Below are 19,736 nucleotides of genomic sequence, written 5' to 3'. Positions count from 1 at the left end.
ATATACTATCCCCCTTATATTTCCTATGATAGTATACTATGATGAATACTATACTGTAAATGATTATAACCTTTTTCTATAACACTATTTCTATATATAATTTTTCTCTATGATAATAGTTGAATACTTATTTCATACTAACCTATACTTGCTTTATTGATTATATATGCTTATTCCAGTTATGATAAATTATGTTATAATTTAAACATGCAAAAACTTTTTAGTTTTTTTATTATCTAGAAAAGAGGTGCTGATTATTATGAAAGTTTTCATAAAAAAACATCAATATAATTCTATAGAAAAATGTTTATTTGAATTAAATAATGCTTTTAGAAATTGCATAGACATTAAGGTTATTGAAACAACTAAAGCATATACTCAAGAAAAAATACTAAATATTTTTGAAAATTTATCTATAGAGCAAAAAAAGTTACTCGATATCAGTAAAATAACTGACTCCTTACATATAGATAACTATTTAAATACCTTAGATGAATATGTATACGGAATGCCAAATATCACAAACGACCAAATTATTAAATTGTTTAAAAAAGAAAAGAAACTTAAATTACCACCTAAGAGTGCACAGGATTCAAAAATTGTTTATTTAGGTTGGATTGATCCTTCTATTAAAAAATTATTTATTGTCTATAATCTAGAGGATAAATTTGTTGGTATGGCATGTAAAATTCAAAATTCTAAACCTAGTAACAATAATATATGTGTCCTTTGTAATCATATAGGACCTGGAAATGAAGTAGCCTTTGTATCCCCTATATGTAAAACATCTAATGCAGGACCAGATGCCTACAAATCCATAGGTTTTTATATATGTTTAGATAGTGCAAAATGTAACGAGCAAATTGTGTCTGTTGAAAAACTTGAGGAACTTTTAAAAAAGGTTAATAATATAAAATAAACTAAATCAAGCTTATAGCTTGATTTAGTTTATTAGTGTAATTTCAATTACAGGCATATCTGCAATTATAGGTTTTACAAAAATATGCTTTTCTACCACTGTCCCATTATCTAATGTTATAAGCACAGTGATTGTAAATTTTTCTGCATTATATTCTCCTTTATGATCCTTATTAAGATTTATTGCGAGAGCATAATTTTTATCATTTTGATCTATATATTCAACAGAATATACACTACCAATCATTTTTGTAACAAAATATTTATTATCATACTTATATGATTCATATACACTTTTATCATTAATATATTGTTCAGTGGAATTAATATTATATGAATCATTTTCAGCGAACCAAGCAACAGCCATATTTCTATTGTCTCTTGTAATATTTTTGTCAGCTAATCGATATGTTATACTTTTTATACTCTCACCTTCACATTTTAAATTCAGGTCAAAAGTTATTATACCTGTCTCATCATTTGTAATATTTAGATTATTGAACTGATTAAATGCAGAAAGTGTAATAGGCTCATTTGATAAAGTTAACTTTTCATTTAATTCAGATGCATATGCTGTAATCGTAAAGTTCGAAACATTTGCATCAGTTGATAAGTTTATGGAAATTAGCCCTATTATTAGTGTTAATAAAATTCCATATACATAAATAGGTTTTTTAAACTCTATAATCTCAAATATTTTTTCCCTTTTAGTTTTTCTCTGAATTCTATTTTCAAATTTTAGCCTTACGTCGTCAGTATTTATATGTATTTCCTGCATTGCTCTCTTATATTCTTTCATATAGAAATTCATCCTCCATATCTACTTTTAGCATTTTTCTTGCCCTATGTAATTTTGATAAAACTGTATTTTCTTTTTGATTTAAAATTTTGCTTATTTCTTTTACCGAATATTCTTCATAATAAAACAAATGAATTACAATCCTATATTTTGGGGGCAAATCCATAACGGCATAAAATATCTCATGCCTTTCAGAAACTTCAAAAGAATAAATATCCTCTAATGGAATTCGTTTTGAATTCCAAAATAAACGGTGAAACTTTTTACATTCATTTATAGCTACTCTAATCAGCCAAGCTTTTATATGTTCTGAATCTTCAAATACTTTCTGGCACTGAATATATTTTAATAAAGTTTCCTGTAAAATATCTTCTGCCGTTGCCTTGCAACGTGTATAAGAAAGTGCTATTTTATAAATTGTATCTGAATACTGTTCTATTATCTTTATTATTTCAGTTTCAGTTCGTACCATTTCCATTAAACAACCTCCCTTCAATATAAACATTCATGAGACGGGGAAAATATTGCATATTAATAAATTTAATTATAACAAATAAAAACTGACTTCAAAATTTGAAATCAGCTTGTTTATTTAATATTCTTGCGCAACATCAAAACGGTCTGCATTCATTACTTTATTCCATGCAGCTACAAAATCTTGTATGAACTTTTTCTCATTGCCATTAGATGCATATACCTCGCCAACTGCTCGAAGTTGCGAATTTGATCCAAATATAAGATCAACTCTTGTTGCTGTCCACTTACTATCCCCTGTTTTTCTATCAAAGCCTATAAATTTATCCTTACACTGAGGTAATAGCTTCCACTGGGTATCAATATCAAGAAGATTTACAAAAAAATCATTTGTTAGGCATTCTTCCCTCTTTGTAAATACCCCATCCTTTGTCCCATTATAATTAGTGTTTAACACCCTCATACCACCAATCAATACTGTCATTTCTGGAATAGTCAAGGTTAATAATTGTGCTCTATCAATTAACAGTTCTTCTGATGTTACTGCATATTTATCTTTTAAATAATTTCTAAATCCATCTGCCTTAGGTTCAAGAAAACTAAATGATTGTATGTCTGTTTCCTCTTGGGTTGCATCAGTTCGTCCTGGAGTAAAAGGAACCGTAATGTTATACCCAGCATTTTTTGCAGCTTTTTCGATACCTGCACACCCACCTAATACAATAATATCAGCTAAAGAAACCTTCTTCCCTTTTGAATGTGAACTATTAAAACTCTTTTGAATTCTTTCTAAAGTATTTAAGACCTTGCTTAGCTTCTCTGGCTCATTTATTTCCCATTTATTTTGTGGTTTTAAGCGTATTCTTGCCCCATTTGCCCCTCCACGCTTATCTGATCCACGAAATGTTGATGCTGATTTCCAAGCTGTTGTAACAAGCTCTGATATTGACAATCCTGAAGCTAAAATATTATTCTTAAGCTCTGAAATATTCTTTTTATTAATCAATCTATAGTCAACTTTTGGTACTGGGTCTTGCCAAATAAAGATTTCCTTTGGAACTTCTGGTCCTAGATATCTTGATATTGGTCCCATATCTCTATGGGTTAATTTAAACCAAGCTTTAGCAAAATCCTCAGCAAATTTTTCTGGATTTTTAAGATAATTTATTGCTATTGATTGGTAAATAGGATCATAAATAAGTGATAAATCTGCTGTAGTCATCATAGGTCTATGCTTTATTAATGGATCGTAAGCATCAACTACCATATCCTCTTCCTCTACATTGATAGCTAACCATTGATATGCTCCTGCAGGACTTTTAACTAATTCCCACTCATATTTAAATAATGTTTTTAAGTACCCCATTGTCCACTTTGTAGGCTCTGCTTTCCATGCACCTTCAATACCACTACTTATTGTATCAGGCCCCTTACCAGTTTTGTAGCTATTTTTCCACCCCAGCCCTTGCTGCTGAATAGGTGCAGCTTCTGGTGCCGGTCCAACATATGAAGGTGATGCAGCACCATGACATTTACCAAAAGTATGTCCACCTGCTACAAGAGCAACAGTTTCCTCATCATTCATTGCCATACGAGAGAATGTTTCCCTTACATCATTAACCGATGCCTTAGGGTCAGGGTTTCCATTTGGTCCCTCGGGATTTACATAAATTAAGCCCATTTGTGTAGCAGCAAGTGGATTTTCAAGTTCTTTACCATCTTTATCACGCTCATCTCCAAGCCATTCTTTTTCACTACCCCAGTAAATATCCTCCTGTGGCTCCCAAACATCCACTCTACCACCGCCAAAGCCAATAGTCTTTAATCCCATAGATTCTAATGCACAATTACCTGTCAATATCATAAGGTCAGCCCAAGATATTTTATCTCCATATTTCTTTTTAATTGGCCAAAGTAAACGACGTGCTTTATCTAAATTTATATTATCTGGCCAGCTACTTAGTGGTGGAAAACGTTGCAATCCTTGTCCTCCACCCCCTCTGCCATCGTAAACTCTATAAGTTCCAGCACTATGCCAAGCCATACGAATAAAAAATGATCCATAATGACCATAATCCGCTGGCCACCATTCCTTAGAATCTGTCATCAGCTTATATAAATCATCCTTTAATCTATAATAATCTAATTTTTTAAATTCTTCAGCATAGTTAAAACCTTTAGACATAGGATTGCTTAGTTCTGAATTTTGGCGAAGAACATTGAGCTTAAGCTGATTTGGCCACCAATACTCATTAGTTGTTCCCCCACCGGCTACTGCTTGCCTTGTCCTTCCTGTCACTGGACATTTGCCTTCTAACATAATACCCTCCCCCTTACCTTCTTATTTACTTACCTACATATCTACTAAATTTATATACACATTTACTAATTTATACAAATCCATAACCCATTAAGATCTAAAATTTTGTACATGCATAGATTAAGTTTTCCTATGATTTGTATCTCTATATATAAATACTATTACAGTAAATTATATAAATATAAAACTAGTATTATGAGTCAATTGGCAATAAATTTCTCTAGATATATTCTTCAAGGTTAATCATTGGACAAAAAATATATGGATTAAATTTAAACATAAAAAATAGTAGCTTCAGATACAATTAGAAAACTACTATTCTCAACTATTAAATTTAGTAAAAATTTCACTCATTTATGGTACGGTTCACCATTGATTATTCTAAAGCCTCTATAAACTTGTTCTAGTAACATTACTCTAAACAATTGATGCGGAAATGTCATTTTAGAAAAACATAACTTATAATTTGATCTCTGAAGAACTTTTTTTGATAACCCAAGTGAACCACCTATAATAAAAACTAGGTTACTTTTACCCATTACCCCAGCATCTTTTATAAATTCTGCAAATTCTTCTGAAGTAAGATTCTTACCATTAAGATCCATGGCAATAACAAAAGCATTATCTTTAATATGTTTTAATATTTTGTCTCCTTCTTTGCCTTTAATTATTTCTTCATCCTTCAAAGAAGCCCCATCAGGTGTCTTTTCATCACTCACTTCTATTATATCTAACTTGCAATATCTACTGAGTCTTTTACTATATTCATCAATGGCCGCCTTCAAATACTTTTCCTTTAATTTTCCTACGCAAATAATTGTAATATTCATATATTCCTCTTTTCTTAAATTCTATACTTTATTTATATTAATGTATTAATCTTAAATAGTAAAAAACTTATTTTTAGGGTTTAATCATATTATATATTAACATCATACATTATCTACTATTATAAGATAATACCTTTTTCTATAGTATAATATATCAAAGTAAATTAAAGTTTTGTTTTTAAGCGTTGTTGTTTTACTAAAAAATCAAATGTGATGAGTTAAGAGTGAAATGATTATATACCTAAGAACCATCATTAACTTCACACCCCACATTTCACTCTTAACATTATTATTAAAGTAAAATTTTATCTCAAAACAATAATATAAATATCAACATTATTTTAAAACATAGCCTAAAATAAAAAAGATATTTTGCCTCCCCCCGACGCAAAATATCTTTTTTAACTATTATTTTTTATTTATCTATTATTTTTCTTCGATTGACTTTTTATGATTTGTTTTTACTTCATTTGATCTTAATCTTTTGACTTTAATCTTTTGACTTTAATCTCTTGAACTTGATCCTTTGAACTTAATTGTGCATTGGTTTTATCTAGTATCCTAATTCACTATCCACAAATATTACATGTATTCTTCCTCTCATACCCTGCTTTCTTATTAGAGTATAAGCATTACATATCCTTTCAGGACTTGAGCAATCCATACAATATCCTACTTTAGCACATGGAGTTTTTCTGTTTAATCTAGCTGCATTTGCAGGAGCCGCAGTTTCTCTATTTCTCTCTATAGCAGCTTCAACATCTTTTACTATTTTATTAACGCCAGCAACAACTATAACTTTATCTGGTCCAAATATCATAGCCGCTACACGGTTACCATTTCCATCTACATTATATAACTCTCCATCTTCAGTAATAGCATTTGTGCTTGAAATATATACGTCTGATAGAAAACTCTTTTTAAAAACATCCATCATACCTTCTTTTGATAAGCCTTGCTCATATCTATCTAAAAAATTATAATTACCATTTCTAATGAAATCAATTACACCGGTTTCAAACAATGTCATTGAACCACCGACTGCAACAGTATCACCATCATTCATTAACTCTTTTATCTTGTTTAAAAGATCTTCATTATTTTTAACAAAATATCCATCCATATTATTCTTTTGCAGGCTTTCAATAGTTCTTTCCACTCTTTTTTCTAAAACAAATTTAGCATTGTTATCCACAGTAATCACCTCTATTTAATATTTTATCCACAATTCAATTCTAATTTATGTTAATAAAAAAAGCAACACCCTTCTTGTGCAATTAGCAATTTGCAATGTTCAATTAGCAATTAGCAATTAAAGATGATTTTGCTACGCAAAGTTTTTAATTATTTATTAAAATAAAAGATTCTCGACGATAAGGGAGAGAATCATCCACAATTGCACATTGCACATTGCACATTGCACATTGCACATTGCACATTGCACATTGCACATAAATATTTTAACATTTGAAATCCACACTATAAAAAAAGAGTTCCCTCACAACTTATGAAGGAACTTATTTATTCAAGTAACTATGCGTTTTTTCCACAACATTTTTTATATTTTTTTCCGCTTCCACAAGGACACGGATCATTTCTTCCGATTTTTTCTTCTTTGACAACAGTTTTAGAAGATCTCCACTCTTTGGTTATTTCTTTTCTTTTCTCTACAGATAAAATACCATCCCATTGTGGTAAATTGTAAAGATACTCTGCTTTTGCATCTACCATATTAAAATATAGTTGTTCATAGTTGATATCTAATACTACAACTGTTTCTTCTTCTAGGTTTTCAAGATCTAATGGTTCTTTTATACTATCAGTTATTCCATCTAAAAATCCCATAAAGAACTTAATATCTGTGCTATATTTTTGGGCTAAATCTCTTATTTTTCCTTCTACTATAGCATTAGGTTCTGCAAGGACTTTAGAATAAATTGATGTCTCTATACCTTCATATTCTTGCCAAAAGGCTACTTCACCTTTAGTTTTAACATAATCTACAACCATTTCTGTCCAATCTTTATATAAACTCATATGTACTCTCCTCAATTTTTTCTTTTTGTTAAATATCATTGTAATCTATCTTAATTTTCATTTCAAGTTAGATATACTCTTAAATTTTATAATATTTTTACTCGCTTTTATTTAATAATACTAAGGTTTCTGCTGTAAAAGGTTTAGAAGTATCAAAGTTTCCACCTATAGTTTCAATATTATTATTAGCTATTAATAATTTGATACTCTCAACAGATTCCAGCTGTACTAAAGATGCTGCTAAACTCTTTAATACTACCTCTTCTTTAGCTTTTGTCATAGAATATTGTGCAGCTTCACTTAAATTTACATATGCAATATTTTCATTAATAGAAAAGCTTAATAAATTCGTTTCTTTTGGAAATATAGGTTTTAAACTGCTTTCACCAGAAGGCCCCTTTATAAGCTCTAACATAATTACCTCACCCATAAATTCATCTGTAATTAAGGTTCTATCTTCACTAGAAATCTCTACATTATCTTCATCCTTTGATGCATCAAAATATAATTGTAGTTTTATACTCTGGCCATCTTCTGCCATTTGAGCCAACCTAGTATTACCATTTAATACCATGCTGTTATCTTTATTACATCCAGTAAATATAATAGAATTACATATTATTAATACTCCTAAAGAAAGAATCCTTTTCTTCATCATACCCATCCCTCTTTCTTATAGCTCAATACATGTGCTTGGCTTATCTCTGTTTGCAAGTTCAATAAAAACATCCTTGTCCAACTTAATATTATTCTCTCTTAAAACATTTATTACTGTCTGATAGGCTAAATCCGGATAATTGTTTGTTCTACTTAAATGTCCTAAAAATATTTTATTGCAATTAGAATTAATAATATCAACAATAGCTTTCCCACAATCTTCGTTTGATAAATGTCCTACACTACTTAAAATTCTTCTTTTTAAATGATACGGATAAGGCCCTACTTTAAGCATTTCTATATCATGATTACTTTCAAGAAGAATAATATCCGAATCTGTGATTGCGTCTCTTACTTCCTCTGAAAAATAACCTAAATCTGTAGCTACACAAGCTTTTTTATGTTCACTTTCGATACAATACCCTACTGGCTCAACTGCATCATGTGAAATATTATATTTAGAAACTAACATATCCTTGATTTCTACAGAAGCTTTATCCATAATCATTATATTATTCTCTTTAATTTTACCTATTTTACTATAAATTTCTCTCCACGTTGACTCATTTGCATATATAGGTATATCATACTTTCTTGATAAAACTCCTACTCCTTTAATATGGTCACTATGCTCATGTGTCACAAATATTGCGTCCACCTTAGAAGGATCTTTATCTATTTGTTTAAGAGCTTCTTCTATTCTTTTTCCAGGCAACCCCGCATCAATTAAAACGCTACTCTCTTTTGAAGATACAAAAATGCTGTTGCCACTGCTACCACTATATAAAGGACAAAATAACATATAAAAGCTCCATTCTATCTATATTTTCTCTCTTATAATCTTTGCACCCAATTCATTAAATTTATTTTCTATATTAGGGTAACCTCTATCAATATGTCTTATATCTGTAACACTTGTTTTTCCTTCTGCTATTAATCCTGCTACTATCATTGCAGCACCAGCTCTTAAATCTGTAGCTTTAACTTGGGCACTATACAATTGAGAAACTCCTTCAATTACTGCAAGACTATTTTCAACCTTAACATTAGCTCCTAATTTTTTTAACTCATCCACATGTTTAAATCTGCTTTCCCAAATACTTTCATTAACTATACTTACACCTTCACATACAGAAAGAAGTACTGACATAGGTTGTTGAAGGTCTGTAGGAAATCCTGGATATGGAAGCGTTTTAATATTCACACCTTTAAGAATTCCATCTCGCTTAACTGTTACTTCATCTCCATTTTCTTCTATATCAACACCCATTTCTATTAATTTGGCAGATATAGATTCTAAATGTTTAGGAATTACATTTTTTATTGTAACCTTTCCTCCACAAGCAGCTGTTGCAATCATATATGTACCAGCCTCTATTTGATCTGGAATCACAGAATAGTCACAACCTTTTAATTCCTTTACTCCATCTATTTTAATAACATCTGTCCCTGCACCTTTAATCTTAGCACCCATTGAATTTAAAAAATTAGCTACATCTACAACATGCGGCTCTTTAGCAGCATTTTCTATCAAAGTTCTACCTTCTGCCATAGTAGCTGCAAGCATTACATTGATAGTCGCACCTACACTAACTACATCAAGATAAATATTAGCACCTATTAATCTATCCGCTTCTGCTAAAACAGCACCATGCTCTATTTTCACCGTTGCTCCTAATGCTTCAAATCCTTTTATGTGCTGGTCTATAGGTCTAACTCCTATAGGACATCCCCCTGGAAGCTCTACTTTTGCTTTTTTGAATCTACCAAGTAGCGCCCCAATAAGATAATATGAAGCCCTCATTTCTCTTACTTCTTCTGAGCAAGCCTTAAAAGTATCAATAGTAGTACTATCTATTATTACTGTTCCATTTTCTCTTTTTATATCTGCATTCAAATCCGCAATTATTTTTTCTAAGCAATGAACATCGCTAATTTCTGGAACATTTTCTATACGACATACTCCAGTACTAGCCATTACCGCTGCTGGTAAAATAGCAACAGCTGCATTTTTCGCACCACTTATATCTACAGTTCCATTTAAACAATGCCCACCTTCAATAACCAATTTTTCCATAGATTAAACCATCCTTACATTAATTATTAGTTTCTGGCCATATTATCACATCAATAATTATACCACAATATGATAACTTGTTAAGGGTAAACTACTTAAATTATATATGTTTTTCCCATTAAATCTTTAAATTTATATTACAATTTCAAAAAAATATGTATAAACAAAAAAAACCTGCTTAAAGCAGGCTTGAAATTTCATGAAATGATTATTCTTTTTCAAATGATGCACAGTCAGTGCTTTCTACACTATTAGCCATTGCTCCATGTTTAACTACACTAATTTCCTGAAGATTACAATAATCCTCTGATTTACAATGATTTTTACACTCCCTTACAGTACAATGTATACTATTATTGTGTTCCATATAATTCCTCCTAAAAAATAATAATTTTATATACAATAGTATGTTTCTCAAAAATTGTGTTTTTATACTTAATTATAAGGTTATGTTTTAGAATATTGTTATATTTATATTTTTATTTATAAAATAGAGTTTTTACTTTAATTATAGTGTAATGTGTTAAACGATGAATGATTTCCTTATTCATCATTCATTGTTTAATTAAATAATTGATTTTGCGTATCAAAACCACACTTAACATTTCACTCCTCACACTATTATAAATAAAATATTACTACTATAAATCGTCTTATTAACTCTATAGTTCAACAAAAGTAATATTTATGATATAATGTTACTTATATTAACTATCATTAAGTTTTTTATGGAGGACACTAATGAAATATCAACTAGTAGCATTATTTGACGAACAATCAAACGAATTCTTAAATACAGTGCAAAGAGATTTGTGTAAAAAGTACAAGGTTTATAAGATTAAAAATAACTTTTGTCTTCCTGTAAAATCATTATCAAATCCCGATGTGGAAAAATTAACAAAAATATTAGAAGAAACAATCTCACCGTATAAAAAATTCAAAATACAAATTAGCAAAGATTTTTGCCTTAACAATAATTCTAAAGTAGTTAGTATTATTGTAAATGATTCAGGATATATAAAGAAAATATCTAGAAAATTAGACCAGGTTTTATGTAGTAACGGTTTTAATGTATATAAAGAAAATGAAACACCTAATATCTCTTTAGCAACTTCTAACTACAATATTAGAAAAGAATTATATAACAAACCTAATAAATTATTAAATTACAATACCAAGTGGGAAGAATTCTTAGCTTTCGCTAGAATAAACAGATTAGAATTGAGGAGAATCTCAAATAATAAAAAACAAGTAGTAATACAAACTTTTAATCTTCGCAGTTACTGATTTATTAATTTTTTAACTAAATTATTATACGTTTATTAATAATAAGGCAATAAATTCACTAATATGTGAATTTATTCTTTTTTTTTATTTTTTTTATTTGTAAACGTTTGTTTATCTTTTATTATTTTTTAAAATATTATAAAATAATATATAAAGATATTACAAAGAAAGGCGGCTAAAATTATATGGATCTACAAAACCTTTTTATATTGCAAAAGGGTATTGATGACAGGTTAAACAAAAAATGGCCTTTACCGAAAGATTCTCTACTGCCTGAAAAAATCCTAAGATTACAGGTTAAAATAAGTGAACTAGCTAATAGTACAATTTGTTTTAATTTTTGGTCTGACAACCCTTCTTCTAAGCAAAGTGAAGTATTAACTGATTTTGTTGAAGCAATTCATTATATTTTAAGTATTGGACTTGACAAAAATTATACTAATATTGACTTAGAGATAACCAGCTTAACAGCAGATTTAACAACACAATTTCTTAATTTATATATTGATATAAATGATTTTATTGTGTGTCCAACTAAAGATAATTATGTAACTATGTTTGAAAATTTCTTATCTGTAGGTAATTCTTTAGGACTTAATAAAGACGAGATAGAACAAGCTTATCTTGAAAACAACCTGTTAATTTCAAAGAATAACATTTAACACCAATTAAAATTGTACATAAATAATATCAACCTCCATTAATAGTTTTCCACACATACGGTTAAACTATTAATGGAGGTTGATTATATGATAGGATTAATTTCATCGATTATTGCAGGTATTAGTATGAGCTTACAAGGTGTTTTTAACACTAGATTAAGTGAAAAAATAGGATTATGGGAAACAAATGTGTTAGTACAAGGAATAGGTTTTGTAATAACCCTAGCTATATTGTATTTTGTAGGAAATGGTAACTTTAAAAATTTAGGTAACGCAAATAAACTTTATCTTCTTGGTGCACCTCTAGGTGTTTTAATTATTTTTACTGTTATGCTGGGCATCGAAAATTTAGGCCCTTCTTATTCAATATCGGCTATATTAATAGCTCAACTTATATCTGCAGGAATTATTGACGCTTTAGGTTTATTTGGTTCTGATAAAATTAAGTTTAATACAAATGAATTTATTGGAGTTTTTCTAATGATAGCTGGTATTCTTATGTTTAAATGGAAAAGATAAGTCTTTTTAATGTTTCTATATTTTTATTAACATTAATACCCTTTATTTATTATATTATATATATATAGAATTTTTTTGGAGGGTAATATGTTTTCATTTAAGAAAAAATTAGATCAAGAATTGTATAATGCCCTTAATGACGGATTTTCAGATAAATTAAGAGTAATCATTCACTATAAAACTAATGGAGAAAAAATAAAAAAGAATTTATCTCACAATAGTGTTTCTTTCTTCAGATTGATTGATTCAGTTAACTGCATTTCTACTATTGTAAACAAATCTCTATTACAAAAATTATCGGAATATCCAGATATAGACTATATTGCCTTAGATACATTTGCTTTTCTTTGTGGTAAAAATGTTTTAAGTTCAAATAGAATTCATCTTAATAAAAATTACAAATTAACAGGTAAAGGTGTCTGTATAGGTATTATAGATTCTGGAGTTTTTCCTCACTACGACCTTAAGTCACCTACAAATAAAATTAATGGCTTTTATGATATCGTAAATAATTTAAAATATCCATATGACGATAATGGTCATGGAACTTTTATTTCCGGTATAATTTGTTCAAGTGGTTATTCATCAAAAGGATTTTATAAGGGAATTGCAGAAAATAGTAATATCTATATGGTAAAAGCTTTTAACCAATTAGGTAGAGGTTATTGCTCAGATATTTTATTAGCTATACAACATATTTTAGAAGTTAGTGAAAAACATAATATTAGAATATTATGCCTTCCCTTTGAAATAACAAATTATAATAAATTTATATTGTCTCTTTTTCAAAAATTATTTAACAAAATGATTAGTAAAAATATGATTGTTGTAGTTCCTAGTGGCAATAGTGGTAATGGTGAAATTTCAGTAAATACTTTAAAAGGAATCTCTGCATTAAAGGAAGTTATAACTGTAGGAGGATTAGATACCACAGGAGAAATTAAAGGCTACAAATTCACTTCACCTAGTTCTACTAAGAGTGATAAACCTGATTTTTCAGCAGCCTGTGTAGACATATGCTCTCTTAATTCAGATACAACTTATATTTCAGAAAGGAACGGCAGAAAATTATATCCTCGTCCCTTAGAAGAAATGTATACCTCCTATACTGGCACATCCATAGCAGCAGCTTTCGGAGCTGGTATTGTTTCTTTATTACTAGAAAACAACGAAAATTTAAATCACAGCGATATTTTAGCCCTTATTAAACTATCCTGTGAATTACTTAATATACCCAAAGAAATACAAGGATCCGGTAAAATAAATTTCGAAAAGTTAATGCCCTAAAATTTGTTACACCTTTGTAACAAATTTTTATTTAAAAATAGTAAAATGGTATTAATAAATGAATTATTTAGAGGTGAAAATATTATTGTTTAACAAAAAATTATCTAGTAACTTAAGAAACTACGATATCAAAATTAAATTAACAAAATTAGCTACATTTATCTTGTTAATAATGGTCGTAGGTGTAAATTATTAAAAGAAATTTTAATATACCTTGATAATATGATTTCATTAACAAGGAAATCTTCTTCAATATACTCAAACTCAATAAAAAAATACCAAGATATTATCTATGGTATTTTTTTATTGAATAGAAAATATTTTTCCTATTTGTCCAAAACTCTAAAATTCGTGGATAATTATCTTCCTTGTTTCTAGAAGCATTTAATTAATTTAAAGATTTTGCACAGCAAAATCATCCTTAATTGTGCATTGTGCATTAGTATTTTATCTCTTAAACAATCTCTCTCCTAACCCATTCAATAGCTCTTTTTACAGTAGTATTTCTAACTCTTTCTCTACTGCCCGTTAAGTGAAATTCTTTTGACATTACTTTACCTTTTATATATAACCCAACATAAACAAGTCCCACTTCTTTATCTTTAGTTCCACCGCCTGGCCCTGCTATTCCTGTTGTTGAAATTCCTATATCTGTATTGGCCTTTTCTGCTATACCTTTTGCCATTTCTTCTGCTGTTTGTTTACTCACAGCTCCATATTCATCTAATGTTTCTTTTAATACTCCTAATCGTGCTTGCTTTGCTTCATTAGTATAAGTTATTGCTCCTTCTTTAAATACTTTCGAAATACCTGGATAATTTATTATTGTTCCTGCAAGTAATCCACCTGTACAAGATTCAGCAGTAGCAATAGTAATATTTCTATCCACTAACATTTGTCCTAATACATTTTCCAAAGTAGTCTCACCTTCAGCATATACTGCTACTCCAAGCCTTTTTTTAATTTCTTCTTCTAAAGGCTCTATTAACTTATATCCATCTTCCTCAGAATTAGCCTTTGCAGTTATTCTAAATATCATTTCTCCATCTTTGGCATAAGGTGCAACTGTAGGGTTTGATTGACCTTCAATAATATCCTTTATCATTTCTTCTGCTGTACTTTCTCCAATACCCATAACCCTTAATATTTTTGATGTAAGTACACCATCACTAAACTTTGATAAATATGGAAGAGCGTAATTTTCAAACATTGGTTTCATCTCTCTTGGTGGACCCGGTAATAAAACTATTATTTTTCCCTGTTCCTCTATAATACATCCAGGAGCTGTTCCTACATCATTACAAAGTATTGTTGCATCCTCTGGAAAATATGCTTGTTTTTTATTACTATCTACCATCTGTCTATTGATTTTTTTAAAAAACCCTTCGATTTTATCTAAAGATTCTTTATGTACTTTAGATTTCTTATTAAAGTACTCAAAAGCTGTTTCTTTTGTCAAGTCATCCTTTGTAGGTCCAAGGCCTCCTGTTGTAATAACTAGATCAGCTCTACTAAAAGCCTCTTTTAACTCAATTTTTAATCTTTCCGTATTATCACCTATTACTGATTGATGATAAACTTCAAAGCCTAAATCTGCTAATTTCTCTGATATAAACTGTGCATTTGTATTCACAATATTTCCGAGAAGTATTTCTGTTCCAACTGCAATTATTTCTGCTTTCATTTTCACCCTTCTTTCAAAAATAAGTCTTTAATATTATTTTTCAAATTTATAACAATATACATTTTTATTATACACTATATTTTATTGTTTTATTTTTTATGTTTCTATTTCTATTTCTATTTCTATTTCTATTTCTATTAATTATAGATTTTCTGACCACCGGGAAGAAAATCATCCTAAATTGTGCATTGTGCATTGTGCATTGTGCATTGTGCATTGTGCATTGTGCATTGTGCATTGTGCATTGTGCATTGTGCATTATGTATTATATATTATGTATTGTACTAAAACTATTTCTAGTATAACAAAAAGCACCGCCTCTAAGGCAATGCTCTCTATTTTTTACTACTTAATTTGTGGGTATATCTTATATATAAAACTAATATGCTGGGCTAATTAAGCTATCAATGTTCTTTCATCCATTATAATCATTTCATACTTAAAAGGCTTATTTTTAATAAATAAATTGTTATTAGCAATGTATTTTGCTTCTTCCATATCTCTTGCTTTAAAAGTAAAAGAACCACCATATTTATTAAAATATCCACCACCTATAGAATATCTCGGTGTCTGTTCATTATTAAAGTTTATAATATGTGCTTTATTTAAAATTACATTACTATTCTCTTCATTTAATGAATAAATAACCCTGACAATTAAATTTCTATCCATATTAACATCTCCTATTTACATTACAGTTCACAGTTCACAGTTCACAGTTCACAGTTCACAGTTCACAGTTCACAGTTCACAGTTCATTGTGCATTGTGCATTGTGCATTGTGCATTGTGCATTGTGCATTGCAATTCTATCCCATTTATTATTATTATTATTTAAATATAGATTTTATGCCAGCGTTAAGTACGTCACTAATATCTCGAACTTATGTTCTAATCGTATTATACCGAACTTCCGTTCTTATGTCAATGTTTTAAAATAATTTTATAAAACAATTTTTATTTCCAAAATTCTTCTAAATAATTACTCATTTCATTTGTATTCTGTATCCTTTTCAAATGCTGCCATTCGTAAGGAAATAGTTTTAAATATCTACTAGATGTAAACCTAGTATCTATAAGCAACGCTACTCCTTTATCTTTTTCTGTCCTTATTATTCTTCCTACTGCCTGCATAACCTTATTCATACCTGGATATATATAAGAATATTCAAAGCCACAACCCTTTTTCTCATTAAAATAATCTCTAATTATATCTCTCTGAAAACAAATCTGTGGAAGTCCAACTCCTATAATAATAGCTCCAGACAATTTTTCACCTACCAAATCAATGCCTTCACCGAACATTCCTCCCATAACTGCAAATGCTACTAAGCTCTTATCTCTAATCTCATTAAAATTTTCTAGAAATTCTTCCTTTTGAGTTTCATCCATACCTATTTCTTGGCTTATTATATTAAAATTAATAGTGTTATCATCTATTCTCTCAAGAATCATTCTTAGATATTTATAGGAAGGAAAAAATACTAAGTAGTTACCCTTTTTAGATGAAATAAGTCCTTTTATTTTTTCTATCACAAATTCAGCTGTTTCTTCTCTATTTCTATATTTTGTAGAAATTTTATCATCAATTAATAAGAGTAAATTTTCTCTTTTAAAAGAACTTTTTAATCTTAGTTTATTATCATCTTGTTCTCCTCCTAGAACCTCAAAATAATAATCCATTGGACTTAATGTAGCAGAGAAAATTATGGTAGCTAAATTATTATCAATACTTTCTTTTAAAAATTTCGATGGATTTACGCAATATAGTTTCAATATCACATCATTTTTATCAATTTTTTCAGCGTATACTCTATAGGATTCATCAAATATTTCACCTATTTTTATAAAAAATAATGCTTTAAAATAAAAATCTAAAATTTTATCTTTACAATCACTTTTTTCATTCTTATTTTCTAACATCCACTTTTCCGCTTTATTTATATATTTTATTAAATGTGGTAATATTTCTTCTGGTCTTTTTTCTAACATAAAATAACCATTATTTTTTTCACACTTCTTCCTCAATTCAATAAAATAAGTATTAAGCTTATTTAAAATCTTAAATAATTCTGGTATTTGATTTCTGCTTTCCTTTTTTAATTCTAAAATATCCTTTTTAACTAAATCGGCTGAAAACATTTCTCTACCTCTATCAACTAAATTATGTGCCTCATCTATTAGTAATATACTATTCCTTTTTGTATCATCAAAAAATCTTTTTAAAGAAGCTCTTGGATCAAAAACATAATTATAATCACAAATAATACCATCAACCCAAAATACTAAATCTAAAGAGAATTCAAAAGGACATATATTATATTTTCTAGCATACTTTTCAACAACATCACGAGTCATATTATCTTCATTAAATATATCAAAAATAGCTTCATTCACCCTATCAAAATGCCCTCTTGCATATGGACATTTGTCAGGATTACAATTTACTTCATCATTAAAACATATCTTTTCCTTAGCTGTAAGTGTCAACGTTTTAAATGATAATCCAGCTTCTCGTAATTGTAAATATGTGTTTTCCGCAGTAGTTCTAGTAATTGTTTTCGCAGTCAAATAAAATATTTTTTCTCCTAAATCTTCTCCCACTGCCTTTAAAGCTGGGAATATAGTTGCAATGGTTTTTCCAATACCAGTAGGTGCTTGTGCAAATAATTTTTTATTATCTTTAATTGTTTTATATGTATAAACTGCTAATTTTCTTTGTCCTTCTCTATATTCACCATAAGGAAATTTTAATTCTTTAATAGAATTATTTCGTTTTTTTATCCACATATCTAGTGTATCAGCCCATTTGATATAGCTACTTAATAAGTTATTAAAGAAATTTCCTAATTCTTCTTTTGTAAAGCCTCTTTTTATTCTTTTTATATTTTTATTATCCAAATTGTAATATGTCAATTGAACTTCTATATTTTCTACTTCATTTTCAACACAATAGAAATAAGCATAACATTTAGCTTGTGCCCAGTGAACTCCATTGTAATTTTCATCTATAAATTCTAATGGTACCATTGTAGTCTTAATTTCATCGATCAATACATTTTCTCCATCATTGAATACTCCATCTGCTCTTCCTTTAACTTCAATCATAAAATCTTGTTGTTTAATTAATATAGATAAAGTCACTTCTGATGAATAATTATCCCCATACCCCTTCTGTATCTTTTGATGAGCTCTTATTGCATCTACATTTCTAGAACTGCCTTTAAATGTTGATACTAAATCTCCAGACTTTAAAACAAACTGCACTAAATTTCTAACCGATATCTTAATTATATTTTGGGCTAACATAATCTTATTCCCCTTTTGTACTTCATTAATAAAATCTATTATAATTAATCAAAACTTAAATAACAATATTTATACTAGCAGTAAAGATACGATAGTATATCTTCTCTAAATAATATCCTATTTTATAAAAAGAAACTAACGTATCTTATTCTTAACTCTGACCGTATGCAAATACTTCCCCATTAATATTATAATATTTTGTATAAATATACTCTACCAATTTTTATATCTTTAAAATCATTTATATATTTTATAAAAGACACAAACATTCTATTTTTTGAATGTTGTGCTACGTATAGATCGTCCTTCTTATATTCTTTATTATATCCTTTAGAATGAATTATCTGCGAATGATATGGTATATTATTATTTGTACGATCTCCATATTGAATAACATCACCTATATCCATCATCTTTACAATAGCATCGTAATTTTTCATTACTTCATCTACACTTAAAGACAAATACTTTGAAGCTCTATCATTTCCTAGTCCTTCTTCATTTCCCCAATACCTTCTAAAATATCTAGCACCTCTCCATGTAAGCGAAATATTTTTTAGATCTTTTTCATTTTTTGTCCTGCAAAACCAGCACTCTAACTTATCCCATCTATATCCAGTATATTTAATTCCTCCAGCCGCTAACACTTGCGATACGAAATTAGTACAGTCATCCTCCTTAAAATATGGATAATCTATTAGATTTGGTTTTATAGCATGTTTTTCTGCATACTTTTTAGCTTTACTCCGATTATAGTCGCTCTTTATTGTATAATTATATTGATTTTTACCCATGTTACAAAAGCTCCTTTTAATAACTGTTTATATCAATATATGTTTTAATCATACTATTTGTTTATACCTATTTTATGTTTTTT

Annotated in this window: 19 protein-coding genes; 5 read left to right on the top strand and 14 right to left on the bottom strand. The window is 28.8% G+C overall.

What is annotated here, in order from left to right:
* Positions 1-259: 259 nt before the first annotated feature.
* Complete coding sequence (locus tag ACVHXK_RS13960) at positions 260-919, top strand: FusB/FusC family EF-G-binding protein (protein ID WP_461207022.1); 660 nt, start codon at positions 260-262, stop codon at positions 917-919.
* Positions 920-943: 24 nt separating this feature from the next.
* Here ACVHXK_RS13960 and ACVHXK_RS13955 read toward each other — a convergent pair whose 3' ends face one another.
* The 10 genes from ACVHXK_RS13955 to ACVHXK_RS13910 form a co-directional block, all read right to left on the bottom strand.
* Positions 944-1,717, bottom strand: a complete 774-nt coding sequence (locus ACVHXK_RS13955; protein ID WP_461207021.1) for a hypothetical protein — start codon at positions 1,715-1,717, stop codon at positions 944-946.
* On the bottom strand, positions 1,704-2,195 hold the full coding sequence (locus ACVHXK_RS13950) for a sigma-70 family RNA polymerase sigma factor (protein WP_461207020.1): 492 nt from the start codon (positions 2,193-2,195) through the stop codon (positions 1,704-1,706). The genes ACVHXK_RS13955 and ACVHXK_RS13950 overlap by 14 nt, the downstream gene beginning before the upstream one ends.
* Before the next feature lie 114 nt (positions 2,196-2,309).
* Positions 2,310-4,511, bottom strand: coding sequence for a catalase/peroxidase HPI (gene katG, locus ACVHXK_RS13945; protein WP_461207019.1), 2,202 nt, complete (start codon positions 4,509-4,511; stop codon positions 2,310-2,312).
* A 350-nt stretch (positions 4,512-4,861) separates the two neighbouring features.
* Entirely contained in the window at positions 4,862-5,341 is a 480-nt protein-coding gene (gene rlmH, locus ACVHXK_RS13940; RefSeq protein ID WP_461207018.1) for a 23S rRNA (pseudouridine(1915)-N(3))-methyltransferase RlmH, read from the bottom strand.
* A 553-nt stretch (positions 5,342-5,894) separates the two neighbouring features.
* Positions 5,895-6,536, bottom strand: a complete 642-nt coding sequence (locus tag ACVHXK_RS13935; RefSeq protein ID WP_461207017.1) for a lactate utilization protein — start codon at positions 6,534-6,536, stop codon at positions 5,895-5,897.
* 338 nt (positions 6,537-6,874) lie between these two features.
* Positions 6,875-7,378 (bottom strand): SEC-C metal-binding domain-containing protein, encoded by a 504-nt coding sequence (locus ACVHXK_RS13930; RefSeq protein ID WP_461207016.1) that lies wholly within the window; start codon positions 7,376-7,378, stop codon positions 6,875-6,877.
* Positions 7,379-7,475: 97 nt separating this feature from the next.
* Positions 7,476-8,036 carry a GerMN domain-containing protein gene (locus tag ACVHXK_RS13925; RefSeq protein WP_461207015.1) on the bottom strand — a complete coding sequence of 187 codons (561 nt, stop codon included), beginning with the start codon at positions 8,034-8,036 and terminating at the stop codon, positions 7,476-7,478.
* A 15-nt stretch (positions 8,037-8,051) separates the two neighbouring features.
* Positions 8,052-8,837: an MBL fold metallo-hydrolase gene (locus ACVHXK_RS13920; protein WP_461207014.1), complete on the bottom strand. Its 786-nt coding sequence runs from the start codon at positions 8,835-8,837 to the stop codon at positions 8,052-8,054.
* Positions 8,838-8,855: 18 nt separating this feature from the next.
* The gene (locus ACVHXK_RS13915) at positions 8,856-10,112 is read right to left on the bottom strand and encodes a UDP-N-acetylglucosamine 1-carboxyvinyltransferase (RefSeq protein ID WP_461207013.1); all 1,257 of its coding nucleotides are present in this window, start codon (positions 10,110-10,112) and stop codon (positions 8,856-8,858) included.
* 208 nt (positions 10,113-10,320) lie between these two features.
* Complete coding sequence (locus ACVHXK_RS13910; RefSeq protein ID WP_461207012.1) at positions 10,321-10,479, bottom strand: DUF1540 domain-containing protein; 159 nt, start codon at positions 10,477-10,479, stop codon at positions 10,321-10,323.
* A 374-nt stretch (positions 10,480-10,853) separates the two neighbouring features.
* Between ACVHXK_RS13910 and ACVHXK_RS13905 the strand changes: the two genes are divergently transcribed.
* From ACVHXK_RS13905 to ACVHXK_RS13890, 4 genes are all read left to right on the top strand, one after another.
* Positions 10,854-11,399 carry a hypothetical protein gene (locus tag ACVHXK_RS13905; RefSeq protein ID WP_461207011.1) on the top strand — a complete coding sequence of 182 codons (546 nt, stop codon included), beginning with the start codon at positions 10,854-10,856 and terminating at the stop codon, positions 11,397-11,399.
* 185 nt (positions 11,400-11,584) lie between these two features.
* Complete coding sequence (locus ACVHXK_RS13900) at positions 11,585-12,061, top strand: dUTP diphosphatase (RefSeq protein WP_461207010.1); 477 nt, start codon at positions 11,585-11,587, stop codon at positions 12,059-12,061.
* An 87-nt stretch (positions 12,062-12,148) separates the two neighbouring features.
* Positions 12,149-12,580, top strand: a complete 432-nt coding sequence (locus ACVHXK_RS13895; protein WP_461207009.1) for a DMT family transporter — start codon at positions 12,149-12,151, stop codon at positions 12,578-12,580.
* An 87-nt stretch (positions 12,581-12,667) separates the two neighbouring features.
* On the top strand, positions 12,668-13,867 hold the full coding sequence (locus ACVHXK_RS13890) for a S8 family serine peptidase (RefSeq protein ID WP_461207008.1): 1,200 nt from the start codon (positions 12,668-12,670) through the stop codon (positions 13,865-13,867).
* A gap of 454 nt (positions 13,868-14,321) precedes the next feature.
* Here ACVHXK_RS13890 and ACVHXK_RS13885 read toward each other — a convergent pair whose 3' ends face one another.
* The 4 genes from ACVHXK_RS13885 to ACVHXK_RS13870 all read right to left on the bottom strand — a co-directional run bounded on the left by ACVHXK_RS13885 (position 14,322) and on the right by ACVHXK_RS13870 (position 19,653).
* Entirely contained in the window at positions 14,322-15,551 is a 1,230-nt protein-coding gene (locus ACVHXK_RS13885; protein WP_461207007.1) for a competence/damage-inducible protein A, read from the bottom strand.
* Between the two features lie 396 nt (positions 15,552-15,947).
* The gene (locus tag ACVHXK_RS13880; RefSeq protein ID WP_461207006.1) at positions 15,948-16,223 is read right to left on the bottom strand and encodes a hypothetical protein; all 276 of its coding nucleotides are present in this window, start codon (positions 16,221-16,223) and stop codon (positions 15,948-15,950) included.
* Between the two features lie 284 nt (positions 16,224-16,507).
* Positions 16,508-18,859 (bottom strand): ATP-dependent DNA helicase, encoded by a 2,352-nt coding sequence (locus ACVHXK_RS13875; protein WP_461207005.1) that lies wholly within the window; start codon positions 18,857-18,859, stop codon positions 16,508-16,510.
* 188 nt (positions 18,860-19,047) lie between these two features.
* Complete coding sequence (locus ACVHXK_RS13870; protein WP_461207004.1) at positions 19,048-19,653, bottom strand: amidase domain-containing protein; 606 nt, start codon at positions 19,651-19,653, stop codon at positions 19,048-19,050.
* Positions 19,654-19,736: the final 83 nt, after the last annotated feature.

This window comes from Clostridium sp. DL1XJH146, assembly GCF_054819755.1.
The sequence above is the reverse complement of the archived record's forward strand: the minus strand, read 5'-3'. Positions and strand labels throughout refer to the sequence as shown.